The following is a 20353-nucleotide window of genomic DNA, read 5'->3' on the forward strand; positions in this document are numbered from 1 at the left end:
CCATGCTGCCTTGGCTCCGTCATCACCGGGATGACCGACGCTCTGGATCGATGGGCATCGCAAGCTCCACCCATCCTACGGGAGCTACCGTGCAGGTTGATCATCAGCCGGCCTTGCCGCTGACGACGGCATCCAGCAGCAGGCGGCTGTCGTCGAGGTTCTGGCTTTCGTCCAGCGCCTGGCGCAGGAACTGGCGCATGATCGGGAAGCGCTGGATGGCCAGGTCGGTCTCCGGATCGCCGCCGGCCACGTAGGCGCCGACGCTGATCAGGTCACGGCTCTGTTGATAACGCGACCACAGCTGCTTGAAGCGCTGGGCGTCGCGCAGGTGTTCGGGCGTGGTGACCTGGGGCATCACCCGGCTGATCGAGGCCTCGATGTCGATGGCCGGGTAATGGCCTTCCTCGGCCAGCCGGCGCGACAGCACGAAGTGGCCATCGAGCACACCGCGCGCGGCGTCGGCGATCGGGTCCTGCTGGTCGTCGCCTTCGCTGAGCACGGTGTAGAAAGCGGTGATCGAGCCGCCGCCCTTCTCGCCGTTGCCGGCACGCTCGACCAGGCGCGGCAGCTTGGCGAACACCGATGGTGGATAACCCTTGGTCGCCGGCGGCTCGCCGATGGCCAGGGCGATCTCGCGCTGGGCCTGGGCGTAACGGGTCAGGGAATCCATCAGCAGCAGGACGTTCTTGCCCTTGTCGCGGAAGTACTCGGCGATACGGGTGCAGTACTGCGCGGCGCGCAGGCGCATCAGGGGCGCGTCGTCCGCCGGCGAGGCCACGACCACGGAACGCTTGAGGCCTTCCTCGCCGAGAATGTGCTCGATGAATTCCTTCACCTCGCGGCCCCGCTCGCCGATCAGCCCGACCACGATGATGTCGGCCTTGGTGAAGCGCGTCATCATGCCCAGCAGCACCGATTTACCGACGCCGGTCCCGGCGAACAGGCCCAGGCGCTGGCCGCGGCCGACGGTGAGCAGGGAGTTGATCGAGCGGATGCCGACGTCCATCGGCTCATGGATCGGGTCGCGCGCCAGCGGGTTGATGATCGGGCCGTCCATCGGCACCCAGTCCTCGGCGCGCATGCCGCCCTTGCCGTCCAGCGCGCGGCCGACGCCGTCGAGCACGCGGCCGAGCATGGACATGCCCATCGGCAGGCGGCCGGAATCCGGCAGCGGCACCACGCGGGCGCCGGGGGCGATGCCGGCGAGGCTGCCCACCGGCATCAGGTAGATCTTGCTGCCGGCGAAGCCCATGACTTCGGCTTCCACCTGCACAGGGTGATAGCCGCCGTCGTTGATGACCTGGCAGCGGCTGCCCACGGCGGCCTGCAGCCCTTCGGCCTCCAGGGTCAGGCCGACCATGCGCAGCAGGCGGCCTTCCACCACCGGCTGGGTCGGCAGGCTCACGGCGTCGCTGTAGCCCTGCAGACGGCGGGCAAAGCTGACGCGGTCAAGACGCATCGGAGCCGCCCTGGATGACGTCGAGGTTCACGTGCAGGTCGGGCTCCAGGGCATGGGTCGCCTGGTCGCGCTGCTGCTCGAAAAGTTGCTTCACGGCCTGGGCCAGGCGCGTCTCGACAGTGGCGTCGATGCGCGAATGTTCGGTCTCGATGCGGCAGCCGCCGGGCAGCAGGCCGTCGTCCTCGATGATCTTCCAGCTTTCCTCGTGGCGGTCGCGCAGGGCCTTCACCAACTCGAAGTCCTGCGGGTTGACCTGGATGCGGATGTTGCTGGCGCCCATGGGCAGCAGCTTGAGCGCTTCGCGCAGCACCAGGCGGATCTGGCTGGAATCGGTGGCCAGCTCGCGCTGCACCACCTGGCGCACCACATGGGTCACCAGGTTGAGCATGCCCGCCTCGAGCATCTGGTCCTGCTCGGCGATGGGGTCGAGCAGGTGCGACATCAGGGTTTCGAGATTCTGCAGGCGCGGTTGCAGCGCCGCGTCGGCTTCCTGGCGCGCCTTGATCTGGCCGGCATGGAAGCCATCCTTCTCACCGGTGGAGAAACCTTCGTTGTAGGCCTCCTGGCGGATCGCCTCGAGCTCGTCGAGCGTCAGCGGCTTGACCTCTTCCTCCGGCACTTCCTCGATCTGCGGCTGCTCCGCGACCTCCGGCTCGGGTTCCGGCTCGGGCTCGGGGGCCGGGCGCGCCGGGTCGAAGCTGGGCAGCGACCAGCGGTCGAAACCCGCCACGTCGCGCGCTCGGATCAGCTCGCTGAGTTTGTCTTCGTCTTTGGCCGGCGGTACCACGTCAGATCATCTCCTCGCCGCCCTTGCCACCCAGCACGATTTCGCCGGATTCGGCCATACGGCGAGCGATGGTGAGGATTTCCTTCTGTGCGCCTTCCACTTCGCTGACGCGCACCGGGCCCTTGGCCTCCAGGTCGTCGCGCAGCAGTTCGGCGGCACGCTTGGACATGTTGCGGAAGATCTTCTCGCGGATCGCCTCGTCCGAGCCCTTGAGGGCCAGCACCAGCACGTCCGAGGAAACCTCGCGCAGCAGTGCCTGGATGCCGCGGTCATCGACATCGGCCAGGTTGTCGAAGACGAACATGAGGTCTTCGATCTGTCCGGACAGGTCCTCGTCGACTTCGCGGATGGCGTCCATCAGCGCGCCTTCGACCGAGCTGTCGAGGTAGTTCATGATGTCCGCCGCGCGCTTCACGCCGCCCATGGTGGTGCGGGTGGAGTTGGCGTTGCCGGCGAACTGTTTCTCCAGGATCAGGTTCAGTTCCTTGAGCGCGGAGGGCTGCACGGTGTTGAGCGAGGACACGCGCAGGATGATGTCCAGGCGCACCTTGTGGTCGAAGTGGCTGAGCACTTCGCCGGCCTGGTCCGGGTCGAGGTAGGCCACCACGATGGCCTGGATCTGCGGGTGCTCGTAGCGGATCACATCGGCCACGGCGCGCGGCTCCATCCACTTCAGGCTGTCCAGGCCGCTGGTGTTGCCCCCCAGCAGGATGCGGTCGATGAGGTTGTTCGCCTTGTCCTCGCCCAGGGCCTGGGTGAGCATCTTGCGGATGTAGCTGTCGGCGCCCACGCCCAGGCTGGTCTGGTCGCCGACGATCTCGACGAACTCGCCCATCACCTGCTCGACCTGCTCGCGGTGCACGTTGCGCATCTGCGCCATGGCCACGCCGACCTTCTGCACTTCCTTCGGGCCCATGTGGCGCAGCACCTGCGCGGCATCGGTCTCACCCAGGGAGAGCAGGAGGATGGCAGCCTTGTCGACCTTGTTCAGTTTGGCGCTCATGCGGGCTTCACTCATCGGAATTGATCCAGTCCTTCACTACCTGGGCAACACGCCCCGGGTCCTGGGCGACCAGTGTCTTGATCGCATTCAATTGTGCATCGTACCCCTCGGACGGGCTGGGCAGCAGGATGCTGGCCGGGCCCCCGAGGCTCACGCGGTCTTCGGACAGTTCGCCCTCCAGGCCGCCCAGCTCGCCCAGGCCGCCTTCGCCTGCAGCGCCGCCGCCCACCAGGGCCTTGCTCTTGTTGCCCGACAGGTTGTTCAGCACCGGGCGCAGCACGCCCAGCACCAGCACCAGGATGAAGACGATGCCCAGCACCTGCTTGACCACGTCCCAGAACCAGGGCTGCGAGTAGAACGGCGGCGAGGCGATTTCTTCGCCCTGTTCCGGGGCGAACGGCGCGTTGATCACGCTGACGCTGTCGCCACGGCTGGCGTCATAGCCTACCGCGTCCTGCACCAGGCGGGTGAAGCGGCCCAGCTCGTCGGCGGTCCAGGGCTGGTGGCTGACTTCGCCGGTCTTCGGATCGGCGATCACGCGGTCATCCAGCACCACTGCGACGGAAAGCCGGCGCAGGCGACCCTGCTGCTGCTTGGTGTAGCTCACCGAGCGATCCAGTTCGTAGTTGCGGGTGTTCTGCGCGCGCTTGTCGGTCGGGTACGGGGCGAGCTCCGGCTTGCCGGTCTTCGGATCGATGATCGGCTGGCCGTTGGCATCCTTCAGCGGCTGGCCCGGCGCGACGAAGTCGGACGGGGCGCTGCCGCCGGTGGTCTGCGGCGCACTGGCCGGCGCCGGCGGCTGGTTCGACAGCGCACCCGGCACGCCCTGCGGGCCGTTGCTGTTCTGCCGTTCCTCGTTGTTGCTCTGCTCGCTGCGCAGGGCCGGCTGGTCCGGGTTGAACGACTCGGAGGTGGATTCCACCGCGCTGAAGTCGACGTCGGCCGAGACCTCGGCCTTGTAGCGCCCGTTGCCCAGCACCGGCGCGAGGATGCTGTGCACGCGCTGGGTGAAGTTGCTTTCCATGCGACGGGTGAAGTCGAACTGCTTCCCGGCCATGGTCAGTTCGGAGAGTTCCTGCTGGTCGGACAGCAGGTTGCCTTTCTGGTCGACCACGGTGACCTGGCCCTTGTCCAGCTCCGGCACGCTGGTGGCGACCAGGTTGACGATGGCCAGCACCTGGCTCGGCTCCAGGGTGCGGCCCGGATACAGCTCGACCAGCACCGAGGCGCTGGGCTTGCGGTCGTCACGGACGAACACCGAGCTTTTCGGGATCGCCAGGTGCACCCGGGCGCCCTTGACGTTGTTCAGGCTGGAGACGGTACGCGCCAGCTCGCCTTCCAGGCCGCGACGGTAGTTGGTCGCTTCCATGAACTGGCTGGTGCCCAGCGCCTGTTCCTTGTCGAGGATCTCGAAGCCGACGTTGCTGTCGGTGGGCGCCAGGCCGGCACCGGCGACTTTCATGCGCGCACGGCCCAGGTCATCGGCCTTCACCAGCAACGCGCCGGAGTTGGGCTCGATCTTGTAGCCGATGTCGGCAGCGGACAGCGCCTCGACCACCTTGTTGGCGTCCACGCCATTGAGGCTGCCGTATAGCGGCTTGTAGTCCGGCTGCTGCGACCACAGGACCATGCCGAAGCCGATGGCGATGCTCGCGGCGAGGCCGACCAGCAGGCCGACCTGGCGCAGCACCGGCATATCCGCGAGGTTCTCGAGGAACGTCAGGCCGAGCAGCGGCTTTTTCGGCTCGCCGACCTTGGCCGGGACCTGGCTGTCAACAACGGAGGCTTGGGACATTACCTACGATCCTCGCCGCTCAAACCGGCATCTGCATGATGTCCTGGTACGCCTGGACGAGCTTGTTGCGCACCTGGGTCATCGCCTGGAAAGAAACACTGGCCTTCTGCGAGGCGATCATCACGTCGGTGAGATCGACACCGCCCTGCCCCATCTCGAAAGCGGACGCCATGTCGGAGGCGACCTGCTGGGTACCGTTCACCTTGTCCACCGCCTGGCCAAGCATCTGCGAGAAGCTCGGCGCCCCCGGCTCGACCGGCGCGGCCTGCGTCTTCGCCTTTGCCATGGCCTCCATTTGCATGGAGCGCATTTCCAGCAACAGACGATTGAACTCGATACCCTGACTCATCACTTACCCCTCCGACTGACCGCGGTTTTTTGACACTGCGCGGTGCTTTGCAGAGGAGATTGCAACTTGGGTGCCAGTTTTTCAGGGCGTAGGAAAAATGCGGAGGAAGGCTCTGGGATGGGCCTTTCAGAAGCTATGCAAATACGCAGAAGGCCCGCCGACTGCCAGGGTTGGGCCAGACCTGTAGGAGCGAGCTTGCTCGCGAACAGCCCCGCTGCAAGGCCGGTTCGGGAGCAAGCTCGCTCCTACAAAAGCCCTGCCTTCCCGCACGGGGAAGGCGTCAAGAAAAGGCCCGCACGAATGCGGGCCAAGAGGGGTTGTTGGTTCGCCGATCAACTGGCGTAGAGGTAGGCCTCCACGTCCATGCCAGCATCGCGCATCTGCGCGAGCTTGTAGCGCAGGGTCCGCGGGCTTATCCCCAGGCGCTCGGCGGCTTCCTTGCGGCGGCCGCGCTCGCTGCGCAGGGTGTCGATGATCATCTGGAACTCGCGGCGCTTGAGGTCTTCGCCCAACTGCCCCGCTTCGGCAGGGGCCGGTGACGGAATTTCGACGCAGGCAGCCTGGGCTGCCGCCGTCGGGACTGCCGACAGCACCGGGCGTGGAGCCAGGCCGATGGGCGCAGTCAGACACAGGTCGGCAGCTTGCACCTGCCCGCCCTGCTGCAGGATCAGCGAGCGCTGGATGGCATTGTCCAGCTCGCGCACGTTGCCCGGCCAGGGATGCGCCAGCAAAGCGGCACGGGCGTCTTCGGCCAGGGTGACCGGCGCATGGTTCATCTTGCGGGCGTACTTGGCCAGCAGGCGTTCGGCCAGCGGCAGGATGTCGGCGGGACGCTCACGCAACGGACGCCAGGCCAGCGGGAAGACCGACAGGCGATAGTAGAGGTCTTCGCGGAAGCGGCCGGCAGCCACTTCACCGAGCAGGTCGCGGTTGGTGGTGGCGAGCACGCGAATGTCGAGGCTGATCGGCTTGCGCGCGCCGACGCGTTCCACTTCCCGCTCCTGCAGCACGCGCAGCAGCTTGGCCTGCAGCGCCAGCGGCATCTCGGAGATTTCGTCGAGCAGGATGGTGCCGCCGTCGGCCAGTTCGAACTTGCCCGGCTGGGCGGCGATGGCGCCGGTGAACGCGCCCTTCTCGTGGCCGAACAGCGTGGCCTCGAGCATGTTGTCAGGGATCGCCGCGCAGTTGATGGCCACGAAGGGTTTGCCGACGCGCGGCGATTGCTGGTGTATGTACTGGGCCAGCACTTCCTTGCCGGTGCCGGACTCGCCGGAAATCAGCACGGTGGAATCGCTGCGCGCGACACGGGCAGCCAGTTCCAGCAACTGCTGGCTGGCCGGCTCCAGCGCCACAGGGCCTTCGCCGGCGCTCGCGGGAACGGCGCCCAGCGCATGGCGGGCCACCAGTTCCAGCAGCGCGCGCGGTTCGAACGGCTTGACCAGGTAATCGGCGGCACCCTGGCGCATGGCATCCACGGCACGATCAACCGCGCCGTAGGCGGTCATCAGCAGCACCGGCAATTGCGGGTAGCGCTTGCGGATCAGGCCGAGCAACTGGTGCCCGTCCATGCCCGGCATGTTCACGTCGCTGATCACCAGGCTGAAGGCGTCCTTCTCCAGCGCCGGCAGCGCGGCCTCGGCGCAATCCACGGCGACGAAATCGTGCCCGCCGAGCGACAGGGTGTCGCAGAGGGCTTCACGAAGGGCGCGGTCGTCTTCGACCAGCAGGACTTTGGCGGCCATGGGAATCACTCCTCGTTGACGACGGGTTGAGCCAGGATCAGCGGCAGAATCAGGGTGGCGCAGGTGCCGACACCAGGGCGCGAGCGCAGGCTCAGCTCGCCCTGGTGGGCCTTGGCCACGGCTTTCACCACTGCGAGGCCGAGGCCGGTGCCGGTGGTCTTGGTGGTGAAGAAGGGTTCGCCCAGGCGCGCCAGGGTTTCGGCGCTCATGCCCGGGCCGTTGTCACTGATGCACAGGCGCAGGCTGTTGTCGCGCGAGTACAGGTGCACCTTCAGGCGCACATCGCGCCCGGCAGCCTGGATGGCGTTCTCCACCAGGTTGAGCACGGTGCCGACCAGGGTGTCGCGGTTGCACAGCAGTTCGCCCGCGCGGGCATCGCACTGCCAGCGGACATTCAGGCCGGCGACGTGGGATTCGGCCGCGGCGCGCAGGCTGGCGAAGAGTTGGTTGGGCATCAGGCGATCCGGCAACGGCAGCTCGCCACGGGCGAACACAAGCATGTCGCGCACCTGGCTTTCCAGTTCGTGCAGGCGCTCCTTGATCCGGCCGGCGAAACGCTGCTGCTGTTCGACCGGCAGCTCGCCTTCGCTCAGATGGCCGGCATAGAGCATGGCAGCCGAGAGCGGTGTGCGGATCTGGTGGGCGAGCGATGCGACCATGCGGCCCAGGGCGGACAGCCGTTCGTGGCGGGCCAGTTGATCCTGCAGCCGACGGGTTTCCGTCAGGTCATTGAGCAGCACCAGTTGGCCGGGTTCGCCATTCAGGGGGCGGATGGCGATGGACACACGGCGGCCATCGCGCAGGGAAACTTCGTGACCATCGTCAGCGCGGGGGGCGAAGCTGCGGGAGATCACCTCGCGCCAGAGCATGCCCACCAGCGGCTTGCCGAGCAGGGCCACCGCCACCGGATTGGCGTCGCGCACGACGCCCTGGCCATCGATCACGATGACGCCGCCGGGCAGTACGTCGAGCAGGCTTTGCAGGCGGTTGGCCAGGCGCTCCTTCTCGGCCAGCTCCTGCATGCGTTGCGCGCTGACCAGGGCGAGTTCGCCCTTGAGCTCGGTAACGCGGGCTTCCAGCAGGCTGTAGGACTGGTTGAGCTGGCTGGACATCTGGCTGAACAGCGCGAAGGTCTGCTCCAGATGGGCGCGGCTCTGCTGCTCCACCGGCACCTGCAGCGGATCTGCAGGAAGCTGGGCAGCGAGTTCAGTCTGGCGATGGGTGGCGGGCATCATGCGGGTTTTTCCTCATCCGTCCGACGGCGTGAATCTGTCGGTCGGATGAGTCTTAGCAAACCCCGTGCCTAAAATTTATTCGTTATATTTCAATGACTTAAAAAAACGAGAGCGGCGGAAGCGTCAATCCTCCGCCATTTCCTCTTCGCGGCGGCTCATGCCGTACTTGCGCATTTTCTCCACCAGGGTGGTGCGGCGGATGCGCAGGCGTTCGGCGGCGCGTGCAACGACGCCACTGGCGTCATCCAGCGCCTGCTGGATCAGGCCCTGCTCGAGGTTGGCCAGGTAGTCCTTCAGGTCGATGCCCTCGGCCGGCAGCATGGCCGGCGAGTCGAGGCCCGGCAGCCCGGCAGTGATCGCCGCACGCTCTTCGAGCTCCTCGCGCAGGCTGGTCGCCAGTTGTTCGTCCTCGTCGTCGACGTGACGGAATTTCTTCGGCAACTCGCCCACGCCGATCACGCCGTAGGGGTGCATGATCGCCAGGCGCTCGACGAGGTTCGCCAGCTCGCGCACGTTGCCCGGCCAGTCGTGACGGCAGAGCGACATGATGGCGGCGGAGTTGAAGCGGATCGAGCCGCGCTTCTCGTGCTCCATGCGCGAGATGAGCTCGTTCATCAGCAGCGGGATGTCTTCCACGCGCTCGCGCAGCGGGGCCATCTCGATGGGGAAGACGTTGAGGCGGTAGTACAGGTCTTCGCGGAAGCTGCCGTCCTCGATCATCTTCTCGAGGTTCTTGTGGGTCGCGGCGATGATGCGCACGTCGACGTTCTGCGTCTTGTTGCTGCCCACGCGCTCGAAGGTGCGCTCCTGCAGTACGCGCAGCAGCTTGACCTGCATCGGCAGCGGCATGTCGCCGATCTCGTCGAGGAACAGGGTGCCGCCGTTGGCCAGTTCGAAGCGCCCGGCGCGGCTGGTGATGGCGCCGGTGAAGGCACCCTTCTCATGGCCGAACAGCTCGCTTTCCAGCAGCTCCGCCGGGATTGCGCCGCAGTTCACCGGCACGAAGGGTGCGTCGCGGCGTTTGGAGTGATAGTGCAGGTTGCGCGCGACCACTTCCTTTCCGGTGCCGGATTCACCGAGGATCAGCACGCTGGCGTCGGTGTCGGCGACCTGCTGCATCATCTGCCGCACCTGCTGGATGGCACGGCTGGTGCCCACCAGGCTGCGGAACAGGTTGGGTTCGCGCTGGCGGCCGCGCTCGCGGGCCTGGTCGTACATCTCGCGGTAGACCTGGGCCCGGTGCAGGGAGTCGAGCAATTTGTTGTAGCTGGGCGGCATCTCGAGGCTGGCCAGCACACGGCGGCGCAATTCCTCGGGCCACTCGTTGGGCACCGGCTCGCCCATCAGCAGGACGGGCAGGTATTCGTCCCAGGCCGCGAGCTGCTTGAGCAGCTCCAGCGCCCCGCCCTTGCTCTCCACGGCGCCGACCAGAACGCAGAGGACGTCGCGGCTGCCGTTGGGCAGCGGGTCGACAACCTGCCGCCAGTCGCGGCTGCCGCAGGACAGCTGGTCTTCGCCCAGGAAGCTGATGATCACCGAGAGGTCCCGGCAGCGGTCCTGGTTGTCGTCGATCACGAGGATTTTCGTTTCGCGCCACATCTTAGCTTGTCATCCCGGGCTGGCCGTACTACGGCGGCTGACACGATCTGGCCTCAGCACAATTTCCTCGTGCTAGCCAGCATTTGGCCACTAGTTAAGTCAAATTTGTGGCTCGAGTCAAATTTATGGCGTGTTTTTTTTGATGGCGCCCGACGAAGGGTGTTGATCCCCGTCATGGCAATTGAAGTGGAGCGTAGTTCGAAGCGGAGGCGGTGACCACCGGCACTTGGCCGATCACCGCCCAGGGAAGGCCGATCCGGACGGATCAGCCGAACATCTGGTAGACCTTGGCACCCTTGTTGGAGCGATTCACCGCGGTCAGTTCTGCGCCGATAGCGCTGCGTTGGGCTGTGCACACCTGGACCAGTTCGGCGTACAGCGCCAGCAGCTGTTCCATGGTTTCGCGCAGGGCCTGCTCGTCGCGCTCGGCATCCTGCATGGCCACTTCGACCTGCTCACGGCATTTCTGGTCGAGGTCGCCGATGGCTTCCCAGTCCTGGTTATGCATGGCGTCGCTCAGGGCGGCGCGAGTCTCGTTGAGTTGAAGCATGGCCTGGCTCATGACTGTTCCTTCCTTCAGGCGGCGATGGCGTCCCAGCCCGACTTCACTTCACGCAGCAGCCCCGAAACCTCGTCGAGGATCGCCGCATCGCCGTTGCGGTTGGCTTCCAGCAGGCGCTCGGTCATGTACGCATACAGGCGGTCCAGATTCAGGGCCAGTTCGCCACCCACTTCGGGGTTCAGCGCCTCGCGCAGGCCACCAACGATGCCGATGGCCTTGCTGATCAGCTCGCCGCGCTCGGCCAGTTGGCCACGCTCGATAGCGCCACGGGCCTGGGCCAGACGTTCCAGGCCACCTTGCATGAGCAGCTGGATCAGCCCGTGCGGCGACGCCTCGGCGACGCGTGCTTCCAGGCTGACTTGCTGGTATTGCTTCATGGCTTTCATGGCGTACATGGCAGGCTCCTGCTGCAAATTTTCTTACTGACCAAGCTATCGGCCAGTGAAGCGGGAGCTTGAAGATTAGTTTGCGATTTTTTCACCGTGGCCACGCTTCAGCGGGCCACGGTGAAGTCAGGGTCAGCTCTTGGCGAACGGCAGGCTGGCGAGCTGGCTGGTCAGGCTCGTGGTGGTCTGGGTGAGCTGGCTGACCAGGGAGTCCATGGTGTTGTACTGCTTGTACAAGCGTTCCTGCAGCGAGGTAATGCGGCGGTCCAGGGCTGCCTGCTGATCGTCGACGCTGTTGAGAGTCTTCTGCAGGATGCTGTTGCGCTGGTCGAGGATGCCGTTGGTATCGGTGTACGCCTTGAGCTTGGAGTCCAGGCGGGTGGCCAGGCCCTTGTCACCGGTGAACAGATTGGCGACGTCCTGGAAGTTGTTGGCGACTGCCTTGTCCAGCTTGTCGTTGTTGATTTCCAGGGTACCGTCGGCCTTGGTGGTGATGCCCAGGTCGGCCAGGACGCGCATGTTGCTGTCGCTGTCGCCCTGGGTGGCGACCAGCTCGTTGCGTACGGTGCTCAGCAGCGAACGCGCAGTGGCGTCTCCCACCAGCGCACCGGTCACCGGCGTCTTGTCCTCACCGACCTTGGTCACCTTGGTCTGGGTGTTCACGAAGCTGACCAGGGTGTTGTAGGCGTCGACGAAGGACTTGATGTTGTTCTTGACGGTCGTCCGGTCCAGGTCGATGGTCAGCGTCACGGGCTTGTCGACTTCGGTCTTGGTCTTCAGGTCGATGGTCACGCCTTCGATGGCGGTGGACACGCTGTTGGAGTCGCTCTTGATCTCCAGACCATCAACCGTCAGCAGGGCACTCTGCGCATGGGTGATGAATCCGCCGTCGCCGTTGGCCTTCTGGGCGTCGGTCAGCTTGGACAGATCGGGCGCGCTGGCCGGGTCGAAGGCCAGTTTGCTCAGGGCCTGGGTACCCCCCGCGCCGCTGTCGACGGCCTGAATCTTGATGTCCTTGCCTTCACCGGTCTTGTTGCTGGACACCACCAGGCGCGAACCCTGCGCATCGTTGACGATGGTCGCGGTGACGCCCTTGTCCTTGCCGGCCTTGTTGATCGCGTCGCGAACGCCGGCCAGGGTGTTGTTGCTGCCGTCGATGGTGATGTCGTCGAGATTGACGTCACCCACGGAGATTTTCAGGGTGCCGCTGTTGAAGGTCGAGGTCGAGGTTGCCGGAACGGCGCCCAGGGCCACCTTGCTGCTGGCGGCCAGTTGCTCGACCTGGATCTGATAGGTGCCCGCGGCAGCCTTCTCGGTCGCGCTGCCCTTGAGCACATCGGTGTTGGACGAGGTGAAGCTGCGCGCCTGGAACTGCGTCAGGGTGTTGAGTTTCCCCAGGGCGGTCTGGAAGGTGCTGATGGCGCTCTTGAGCCCACCGATCGCGGTGATCTGCGTGGTGGTCTTTTTCTCGAGGGCATCGATCTGGTTCTGCTTGGGAGTCTTCTCGGCATTCACCAGCGCGGTGACGATATTGTCGATGTTGAGTCCCGAACCCAGTCCCGTGATACCAGCCATCTTCCACCTCCGTCAAAAATCTGTTCGGCGCTATCCAATCACCAGATTAGAGCAATTGCCGTACCAGCTCTGTGAACAGCCCGTCACGCCTGGGCTTCGAACATCAGGCTGCGTATGTCGTCGAGTCGGGCGGCAAGTTTCAGCACTTCCTCGGAAGGAATTTGCCGCACCACCTTGCCGGAATCGCCGTCGATGACCTTTACCACCACATCGCCGGTCGTGTCGTCGATGCTGAAGTTCAGGTTGCGACGCACGCTCTGCACATGCTTCTGGATGTCCGACACGGCGTCGTCCAGGCGTGCGCGCGAATCCTTCTGCTCCACCGGGCGCGCCTCGCCATCCTGCGGCGCAGCGGTGCTGGTGGCGGGAACCGCGGAGTCGGTGCGATTCGTCCCCTTGAACGCCGGAAGTCCGGCTATGTTTCCAACGTCCATCGTTCACTCCTTCGAAAAGGCAAAAAGGAGGAAGGGTTGCCCCTTCCTCCTGCGGTCGGATCGAAGATCCGCCAACCGTTAGCGGAGCAGGCTGAGTACAGACTGCGGCAGCTGGTTGGCCTGAGCCAGGATCGCGGTGCCGGCCTGTTGCAGAACCTGGTTCTTCGACAGGGTGGCGGTTTCCGAGGCGAAGTCGGTGTCCTTGATGCGGCTGCGGGCAGCGTCGACGTTCTCGGAGATGTTGGTCAGGTTGGAGATGGTGTTGTCGAAGCGGTTCTGTACGGCACCCAGGTCGGCACGCTGGGAGTCGATCGCGGCCAGGGCGTTGTCGATGACGGCGATGGCGTTCTGGGCACCTTCCACGGTGGAGATGTCGATGTTGGCGACAGTGCTCTTCTGCGCGGCGGAGGAGTTACCGAACACTTCGGCGCTGCCGGCACCGCTGACCGAGTAGGCGGTCGGCGAGTTCAGCTGGACGTAGCCGGTGATCTTGGAGTTGGCCGCGGTCAGGGCATCGTGGGCGGTAGCTTCGAGATTGCCGTCCGAACCCATCACCTTGACGTTCACCGAACCCGCAGTAGCGGTACCGGTGTTGGCGCCGAAGGTCACGTTCTCACCGGTGGCGGAGGTGACGGTCAGCACGTTCTTGTCGTCGATGCTGGCGGTGATGCCGAGCTTCGAAGCGTTGGAGTTCAACTGGTCAGCCAGGTCCTGGGTGGAGGTTACGCCAGCCAGGTTGACGGTGTTGCTGCCGACCTGAACGGTGAAGTTCAGCGAGCCGCCGGTCACGCCGGAAACGTCAGCGGTGAACTCGGTACGGGCACGGGCGGACAGGTTCGGGATGGCGCCGTCGAACTGCTCGGCGATGTCCTTGGCGCTGGCGCCAGCGGCGGTGGTGATGGTCTTGGCCTGACCGCCGCCCACCAGGTTGATTGCGCCGCCTGCAACGCCCGAGGCGCTGGAGGTGCCGGCTGCGGTGGCAGCGGTGCCGGCACCTTCGCTACCGATCTGGTAGGAGCCGATGGCGCTGGCCGATGCGTTCTGCAGGCTCACCTCGATGGTTTCGTAGGCGTTGGAACCGACCTGGAAACTGGAGGTACCGAAGGAACCGTCGAGCAGCTTGCGGCCACCGAAGGTGGTGGTGTCGGCGATACGGGTCAGTTCAGCCTGCTGGGCGGACACTTCCTTCTGCAGGGCAGCGCGGTCGGCGTCGCTGTTGGAGCCGTTGGCGGACTGCAGGGAAAGGTCACGAATACGCGACAGGATGTTGGTGGACTGCTGCAGGGCACCTTCAGCGGTCTGCGCCAGGGAGATACCGTCGTTGGCGTTACGGGTGGCAACGCCCAGGCCGCTGATCTGGTTGGACAGACGGTTGGAGATCTGCAGGCCGGCGGCGTCGTCTTTGGCGCTGTTGATGCGGTTACCGGTGGACAGACGCTGCAGCGAGGTGCTCAGCGCGTTCGACGAACCGTTCAGGTTGCGCTGGGTGTTCAGGGAAGCAATGTTGGTATTGACGGTAAGGGCCATGATGGTCTCCTTCAGAGGTCCTGTTAGTTCCTGAGCTTGCGAGATCTCGGCCTGCTTGCTCAGGGACACCAAGAATTCGCATTCGTACTGTTTATCGGCGTTGCCGCGAAGAGCTTTAGCGAAAAACGGGAAGTTTTTTTTCCCCTTGTTTTTCAAGACATTGAACGCACTTCGCGGCGCATTCCAACGACCTGCCGGGGCGACATTCCAACCATTGCGTCAGGTCTTGCACCGTCCGCGAAGGTCAGAACCCGCGCGGACAACGAAGAAATCGGCCACCGCGACCATTCCTTTAGGGCAATGGCAGAGCTGGTTTTTCCATGGACACAAAAAAGGGGCCCTGGGGCCCCTTTGCATCGATGACGGCGGCGTCAGTCAGGCAACCAGACTCGCGCCCAATCCACCACCTTCTCGCCTTCGAGCATCCAGTCGCGGCGCACCACTTCGCGCAGCGCATCGCCGGCCCGCGCGGTGGCATCCAGATCGGCCAGGTGCATGCGGATGGCCTCCACCCAATCGCGATAACGGTTCTTCACGCGGGTGACGGGCAGGTCGCCCTGGTAGCAACGTACGTCGCTGCAAACCACCGGATAGCCCAGCACGCCGTACTCGAGCAGACGCAGGTTACTCTTGCACTCGTTGAAGCGGTTCTGCTCCAGGGGGGCCAGCGCCAGGTCGAGATTCATCGAAGCAAGGCGTTGCGGGTAGTCCTCGATGGTGCGTCCGGGGTGGAACTCGGCGATGTAGGGCCGCAGCGCCTCCGGGCAGAGCCCGAAAAATACCCACTCGACCTCGTTCGCCAATTCGCGCACCACATCGGCGATCAGCTGCAGATCGCCACCGTGCCCCATACCGCCCGCCCAGCCCACACGGGGCTTGCGCCCGACGCGGCGCTGGCTGGAAAGGTCCTTCCACCACTCCACCGGGAGCAGATTGGGCCGCACGCGAATGTCACCGTGCAGGTCAGCGAAGGCCTCGGCCAGCGCCTGGGTGGAGACGACGAAGCGATCACACAGCGAGACCGCCTGGCGCAGCGAGCGCAGGATGTCGCGCGGCATCTCGCCCTGGTGCGCGCTCTTGAGCGGCAGGTTGGGCAGATAGTCGTCGACTTCGTAGACCCGGAAGGTCGAGGTCGAAGCGCGCAGGTCGCCCATGATTTCCAGCTGCCGTGCCGTGATCTGGCGTTGAAAGATCACCGCGTCCGGCGCGAGGCGCGCTTCTTCCACCGTTTCCAGCAGGTTTGCACTGATCACGCCGTCCAGCAGGCCGTCACGACGCATTGCCGCGAACGGCTGGCGCACGCGGTAATGGCCGCAACCGGCATCGTCGGCGGCGTATAGCAGCAAGCTCGGCGCCACTCGCTGCACCAGCGGCTGCCAGGCCTTGGCCGCGCACTCGTCCAGGGTGAAGCCCTTGCCGCGCAACGAGAGGTTGCGGTTGTAGGCCGCGTCTTCGGCAAGCGCCGGCAGCCAGTGCCGGTACATGGCCTGCTGCTCGCCCTTGAAGCGCGCACGCTTGGCTTGCTGCGCGGAGGAATCGACATGCGTCTGGCTGACACTGCCTTCGTGCAGCAGCACCGCATAGGGTGTCCACACCGAGAGGTAACCCGCCTGCCGGGCCTTCAGGCAGAGGTCGACGTCGTTGTAGGAGACCTTGAAGTCCTCCTCGTCCATACCGCCGAGTTCTTCGTAGAGCGACTTGCGGATCATCAGGCAGGCCGCCGTTACCGCACTGTAGTTCTGGTCGGCGAACAGGCGGTGCATGTAGCCGGGGGAATGGCCGGGGTCACCGATGAACACATGATCGGCCGGCCCGTTGAGGCCCAGCACGACACCGCCGTGCTGAAGACGCCCGTCGGGGAACAGCAGCCTGGCTCCGACGATGCCGACTTCCTCGCGCTGAGCGTGGTGGAGCATGGCCTCGAGCCAATCCTCCTGCAGCGCGGCAGTGTCATTGTTGAGCAGCACCAGGTAATCGCCGGTGGCCTGCTTCGCCGCGAAGTTATTGATCGCCGAGTAGTTGAACGGATGCGGGTAGCGCAGCACCCTCACCTGCTCGCTGTCCAACTGCTCGATGCCGGCTAGCCAGGCGCAGGCGTCGGCAGCCTGGCTGTCGTTATCGATGATGAGGATTTCGTAGTGCGGATAGCGGGTCTTCTCCAGCACGCTTTCCACGCAGCGTTGCAGGATCGGCAACTGATCGCGGGTCGGGATGAGGATCGACACCTTCGGCTGTTGCTCGTGCAGATACTGCACCCGATTGATCGGGGCGACCGCGCCCGCGTAGATCTCATGCCGCAGCCCCAGGCGATCCAGGTGCGCCGAGACCAGGCGCGCGGCGTTGTCGCCAGTGGCGGCCTCGGCCAGCCAGGTACCGAAGCCCTGGCGGGTATGCAACAGTATCTCGGCGATGTGCCCCACGGCATTGAAGCCGGTGGATTCCACCAGGCGCAGGAGCAGGTCGTGTAGCGCAAGATCGCCGAAGCGGCGATCGATGCCACCCCGTTCGAAGGCAGCCGAGCGTTGGAAGGCCAGGGCGCTGCCGGTGTAGGGGTAGCTGCGCAGCAGGTCCAGGTTGAAGTCGGGTTTGAGCAAGGGGAAAGCGTGCCCGCTGTCGAGGAGTTGGTCCTCGTCGTAGTAGCAGCAGCGCATGTCCGGCGCCAGATTGATGCGTTCGGCGAGCACCAGCAGCGCGTGGGCATCCAGGCGGTCACCCGCCACCAGGACCTGCACCCAGTCGCCAGTGAGCGCTTCCAGCGAAAGACCGAGCACGTCCATGGGCTCGCCGCCGGCGGAGAGCCACAGCAAGCCGTCGCGAGCCTGCGCGGGAGCATCGGAAATGACCAGCGTCTGCTGCGCGAGGTACAGCTGCGCGTCGAGGCTGTCCAGGGTCGCCTGGACGCTGCGGGCATTACTGTGTTTATCGAGGATCACCGCGCTCACGCGAGGCCATGCGGACCAGCCGGCGACGCGCTCTTCCAGCGTGGCCCGCTGGACCGGCGACAGCTCGCGGTGAGCCAGCCATTCGCGGTACTGCCGGGTGGCGCCATCCAGTGCCGCGGTGCGCGCCGGCTGGCAGAAACTCTCCGCCTTGTTCGCCAGTGCATCGCGGGTCGCCTGCAGGTAGGCCATGCCGAAGCGCTCGTCCGGCTCCAGGTGGCAACCTTCACCCCACTCGTTCCACGCGTTGATGAACACCAGGCGCTCGTCGCCCTGCTGCTCCTGCGCGGTCAGCTCCAGAGTGCGCTCCAGCCAGCGCTGATAGCGTTCGGGCGTCGAGCCGACGAACATCGTGGCGCCCCCCTTGCGCCGGCGTGCAGCGTTGTCCCAGCCGGGAACCAAACCACGGAAACGCTTGTAGCCGGGCGCCGGACGCGCCAGCTGCGCCTGTGCCAGTTGCTCGTAATCTCCCACGTGGATGCTTGCATCCTTCAGTTGCCGCAGCGGCTGCGGCGACCGGATACGATCCAGGCGCACCTGGTGGGGGAGGAATTCGCAGGTCGCGTCGAAGCCGCTCTCGGCGGGGGCGATCACCTGGAAGCTTTCCACGCCGATCAGGTACACCTCACCCACGCCCGCTTCGCGCCAGTGCTGTCGCCAGGCCGCCAGGGTGCCCGGCAGGTCGGGAATGATGTCACCGCGGTAGACCAGCAGCACCGGCTTGCCACCGACGCGGATGTAGCGCGGGTCGCTCATGTACGGCACCAGGTCCGCGGCGAACCGCGGGTTCAGCTGCGGCGAATAGCTCTGGTGCATGAGAATTTCCTGCTCGCCACCGTCCCAGCGGCGCGTCCAGTTCTCATTGGCCCAGCACAGGCAGAACGGCAGGTCGATCTGCGGGTTGGCGAGCAACTGGTCCACCGGCCGCTCCAGCAGGCGCTCGCCATCGAACCAGTAGTAGTAGAAGCAGAAACCATGCAGCCCGTGCTCCAGCGCCATGCGGGCCTGACGTTCAAGGGTCGCGACGTCGGCCAGGTCGTAATAGCCGAGCTCAGCCGTCGGCACGTGGGGTTGATAGTGGCCTTCGAAGAGTGGCGCGCCCTGGCGGACGTTGGTCCATTCGGTGAAGCCCTCGCCCCACCAGTTGTCGTTCTGTTCGATTCGGTGAAACTGCGGCAGGTGGAAGGCGATCAGGCGCGGTTCAAAGACTTCATGCGCCTGGTCGGCCTGGGGAGTTGCCGGCAGCGCCTCGAGTTCCGGCCGCCCGCCAGCACGTCGGTACATGTCCACGCGCCAGCGCCCATTGCCATAGATTTCCTGCCAGAGTCGGCGGTTCAGCCGCGATGCCTCGTCGTGTCCCGCCTCGGAAAACTCCAGCGACAGCCACTGGCAGAGCTCCGCCACACGCGCCATTTCGTCGGCGCCCGGCAGATGCCTCGCCACGGTCGCGTCGGCGGCAAGGCACTGCAATCCACGGTAGAACAGCACCGACAGGCTGATCGGCTGTGCCGTCCGCCATTCGTCATCGATAAGGGCAAGGCTGCCATCACTTTGCAGGATGAAATTGTCCGGCGTGGCATCAAGCCAACCCGACGGCAACTCACCGTCACGGGCATGTGCGGTGAGCTCAGCCAGCCAATGGTTGAGCAAGGCGACCACGATGTCGCGCTGCTCCCGGAGAATGGCGTTACGCAGCAGGACGCCCAGGTTGCGGCCAGCGACGTAAGCCTGTTCATGGAGCGACTGCGATACCAGTTCGCTGCTGGCATCGCCCACGCCCAGCGGCGACTTCTGCACCCTCACCTCCCCGTCCTGCTCGACGAAGGAGGTGATGCAATTCAGTCCCGGACGCCGGTTATCGGTGTACTTCTGCGCCAGCAGGTTGCGCCGCACGAACCGGCAATCGCCCGCCCGGTGAGCGAGGATCAGGAAGGAGTTGGCCAAATCGCCCAGCAGCCCTTCCTTGGCCACGCCTTCCCAGGCCAGGGGCAGGTTGAACTGGGGAGCACCGACGCCGGAGTAGTCGCGGTTCTCCAGATAGGCGACCAGGTCCTCGGGCGCGAAGCCGCCGCGAGCCACCCCGGCGTCGCCGACCACCACTTCCGGTAGTTTGTAATCGGGGAAGGGATAGGCGAAATGCTGCTCGGTGAAGCCCGCTGCCGCCAGTTTCGCGGCCAGCCGGCGGCGGCCGTAGGTGGTCGTCTGGCGATGACCGTAGCGCCCTTCCACGCCGTAGTAGGCCTTGGCGAAATGGTCTTCGGTGATGCCAGAAAAGTACTTGAGCCCCATCTGGTTCTCGATGGCAACCACCAGGACGCCACCGGGCTTGAGCGCGCGCTCGGCCATCTGCAGGCAGGCGACGAAGGCGTCTTCGGCATCCAGGTAGACCGGCGAATATTCGAGCACGCCGATCAGCGTGACGACGTCGTAGACCGGCTCGAAGGCGATGTCCTGGAAGTTGGAGTGAAACACCCGCACATCGGCGAACGCTTGCACGCGGCGAGCAGCGATGCCGGCCCGGCGCGGGGAACCTTCCACAGCGTCCACCCGGCAGCCGCGCTCGGCCAGTGCGCGGGTTATCGCCCCGCAGCCGCAACCCAGCTCCAGCACACGGGTGCCCTGCCCCAGCCCGTCGATCCAGTGCAACAGGTTCGAGCGGCGCGGCGAGAAGTGGTATTCGCTGGGCCAGTCGTCGACCTGGGCGATCAACTCGGCGGAATGGACCGAGACATCCGTCGCCCCGGCAACGGTCCTGCCCACCTTCTGTTCGGCGGCATCGCCATCGGAGTAACCGAAATCCTTCTGCGCGCCATTGCTCCAGACGCCGGAGGCGGCGTCCTGGCTGAACGCGGCCAGCGGCTGGCGGTGGAGGCCGGAATCAGCGGGCGGATTGCTCTGGTTCATCACTCATCTCGGAAAGTCTGGGCAACGCGGCCGCTGCCGCGCTGCGGGAAAGTCGAT

At 65.3% G+C, this 20353-nt stretch carries 14 protein-coding genes; all 14 read right to left on the reverse strand.

The genetic code is table 11. The features are described 5' to 3' along the window. Positions 1-103 precede the first annotated feature (103 nt). The 14 genes from fliI to MJ122_RS01620 all read right to left on the reverse strand — a co-directional run bounded on the left by fliI (position 104) and on the right by MJ122_RS01620 (position 20296). On the reverse strand, positions 104-1459 hold the full coding sequence (gene fliI, locus MJ122_RS01555) for a flagellar protein export ATPase FliI (protein WP_017520276.1): 1356 nt from the start codon (positions 1457-1459) through the stop codon (positions 104-106). Next, the gene (gene fliH / locus MJ122_RS01560; RefSeq protein ID WP_088416718.1) at positions 1449-2246 is read right to left on the reverse strand and encodes a flagellar assembly protein FliH; all 798 of its coding nucleotides are present in this window, start codon (positions 2244-2246) and stop codon (positions 1449-1451) included. Before fliH ends, fliI begins: the two co-directional genes overlap by 11 nt. Before the next feature lies 1 nt (position 2247). Further along, positions 2248-3264, reverse strand: a complete 1017-nt coding sequence (gene fliG / locus MJ122_RS01565; RefSeq protein ID WP_017520274.1) for a flagellar motor switch protein FliG — start codon at positions 3262-3264, stop codon at positions 2248-2250. Beyond that, positions 3257-5044 carry a flagellar basal-body MS-ring/collar protein FliF gene (gene fliF / locus MJ122_RS01570; RefSeq protein WP_239741929.1) on the reverse strand — a complete coding sequence of 596 codons (1788 nt, stop codon included), beginning with the start codon at positions 5042-5044 and terminating at the stop codon, positions 3257-3259. The genes fliG and fliF overlap by 8 nt, the downstream gene beginning before the upstream one ends. A 19-nt stretch (positions 5045-5063) precedes the next feature. After that, positions 5064-5393, reverse strand: coding sequence for a flagellar hook-basal body complex protein FliE (gene fliE, locus MJ122_RS01575; RefSeq protein ID WP_017520272.1), 330 nt, complete (start codon positions 5391-5393; stop codon positions 5064-5066). 332 nt (positions 5394-5725) lie between these two features. Further along, the gene (fleR, locus tag MJ122_RS01580; protein ID WP_239741931.1) at positions 5726-7135 is read right to left on the reverse strand and encodes a sigma-54-dependent response regulator transcription factor FleR; all 1410 of its coding nucleotides are present in this window, start codon (positions 7133-7135) and stop codon (positions 5726-5728) included. A gap of 5 nt (positions 7136-7140) precedes the next feature. Continuing rightward, positions 7141-8367 (reverse strand): ATP-binding protein, encoded by a 1227-nt coding sequence (locus MJ122_RS01585; RefSeq protein WP_239742780.1) that lies wholly within the window; start codon positions 8365-8367, stop codon positions 7141-7143. 126 nt (positions 8368-8493) lie between these two features. Beyond that, complete coding sequence (locus MJ122_RS01590; RefSeq protein WP_239741933.1) at positions 8494-9969, reverse strand: sigma-54 dependent transcriptional regulator; 1476 nt, start codon at positions 9967-9969, stop codon at positions 8494-8496. Positions 9970-10234: 265 nt separating this feature from the next. Further along, positions 10235-10531, reverse strand: a complete 297-nt coding sequence (locus tag MJ122_RS01595; RefSeq protein ID WP_239741935.1) for a flagellar protein FliT — start codon at positions 10529-10531, stop codon at positions 10235-10237. 14 nt (positions 10532-10545) lie between these two features. Next, the gene (gene fliS / locus MJ122_RS01600; RefSeq protein ID WP_088416715.1) at positions 10546-10926 is read right to left on the reverse strand and encodes a flagellar export chaperone FliS; all 381 of its coding nucleotides are present in this window, start codon (positions 10924-10926) and stop codon (positions 10546-10548) included. A 123-nt stretch (positions 10927-11049) separates the two neighbouring features. Then, entirely contained in the window at positions 11050-12492 is a 1443-nt protein-coding gene (gene fliD / locus MJ122_RS01605) for a flagellar filament capping protein FliD (protein ID WP_088416714.1), read from the reverse strand. A gap of 83 nt (positions 12493-12575) precedes the next feature. Further along, a complete protein-coding gene (locus tag MJ122_RS01610; RefSeq protein ID WP_239741938.1) occupies positions 12576-12926 on the reverse strand; it encodes a flagellar protein FlaG in 351 nt (116 codons plus the stop codon). A gap of 78 nt (positions 12927-13004) precedes the next feature. Next, positions 13005-14453 (reverse strand): flagellin, encoded by a 1449-nt coding sequence (locus MJ122_RS01615; RefSeq protein WP_088416712.1) that lies wholly within the window; start codon positions 14451-14453, stop codon positions 13005-13007. A 371-nt stretch (positions 14454-14824) separates the two neighbouring features. After that, on the reverse strand, positions 14825-20296 hold the full coding sequence (locus tag MJ122_RS01620; RefSeq protein ID WP_239741940.1) for a glycoside hydrolase family 99-like domain-containing protein: 5472 nt from the start codon (positions 20294-20296) through the stop codon (positions 14825-14827). Positions 20297-20353 lie beyond the last annotated feature (57 nt).

The organism is Pseudomonas sp. DP-17, from assembly GCF_022380625.1.
Classification (GTDB): domain Bacteria; phylum Pseudomonadota; class Gammaproteobacteria; order Pseudomonadales; family Pseudomonadaceae; genus Pseudomonas; species Pseudomonas nitroreducens_A.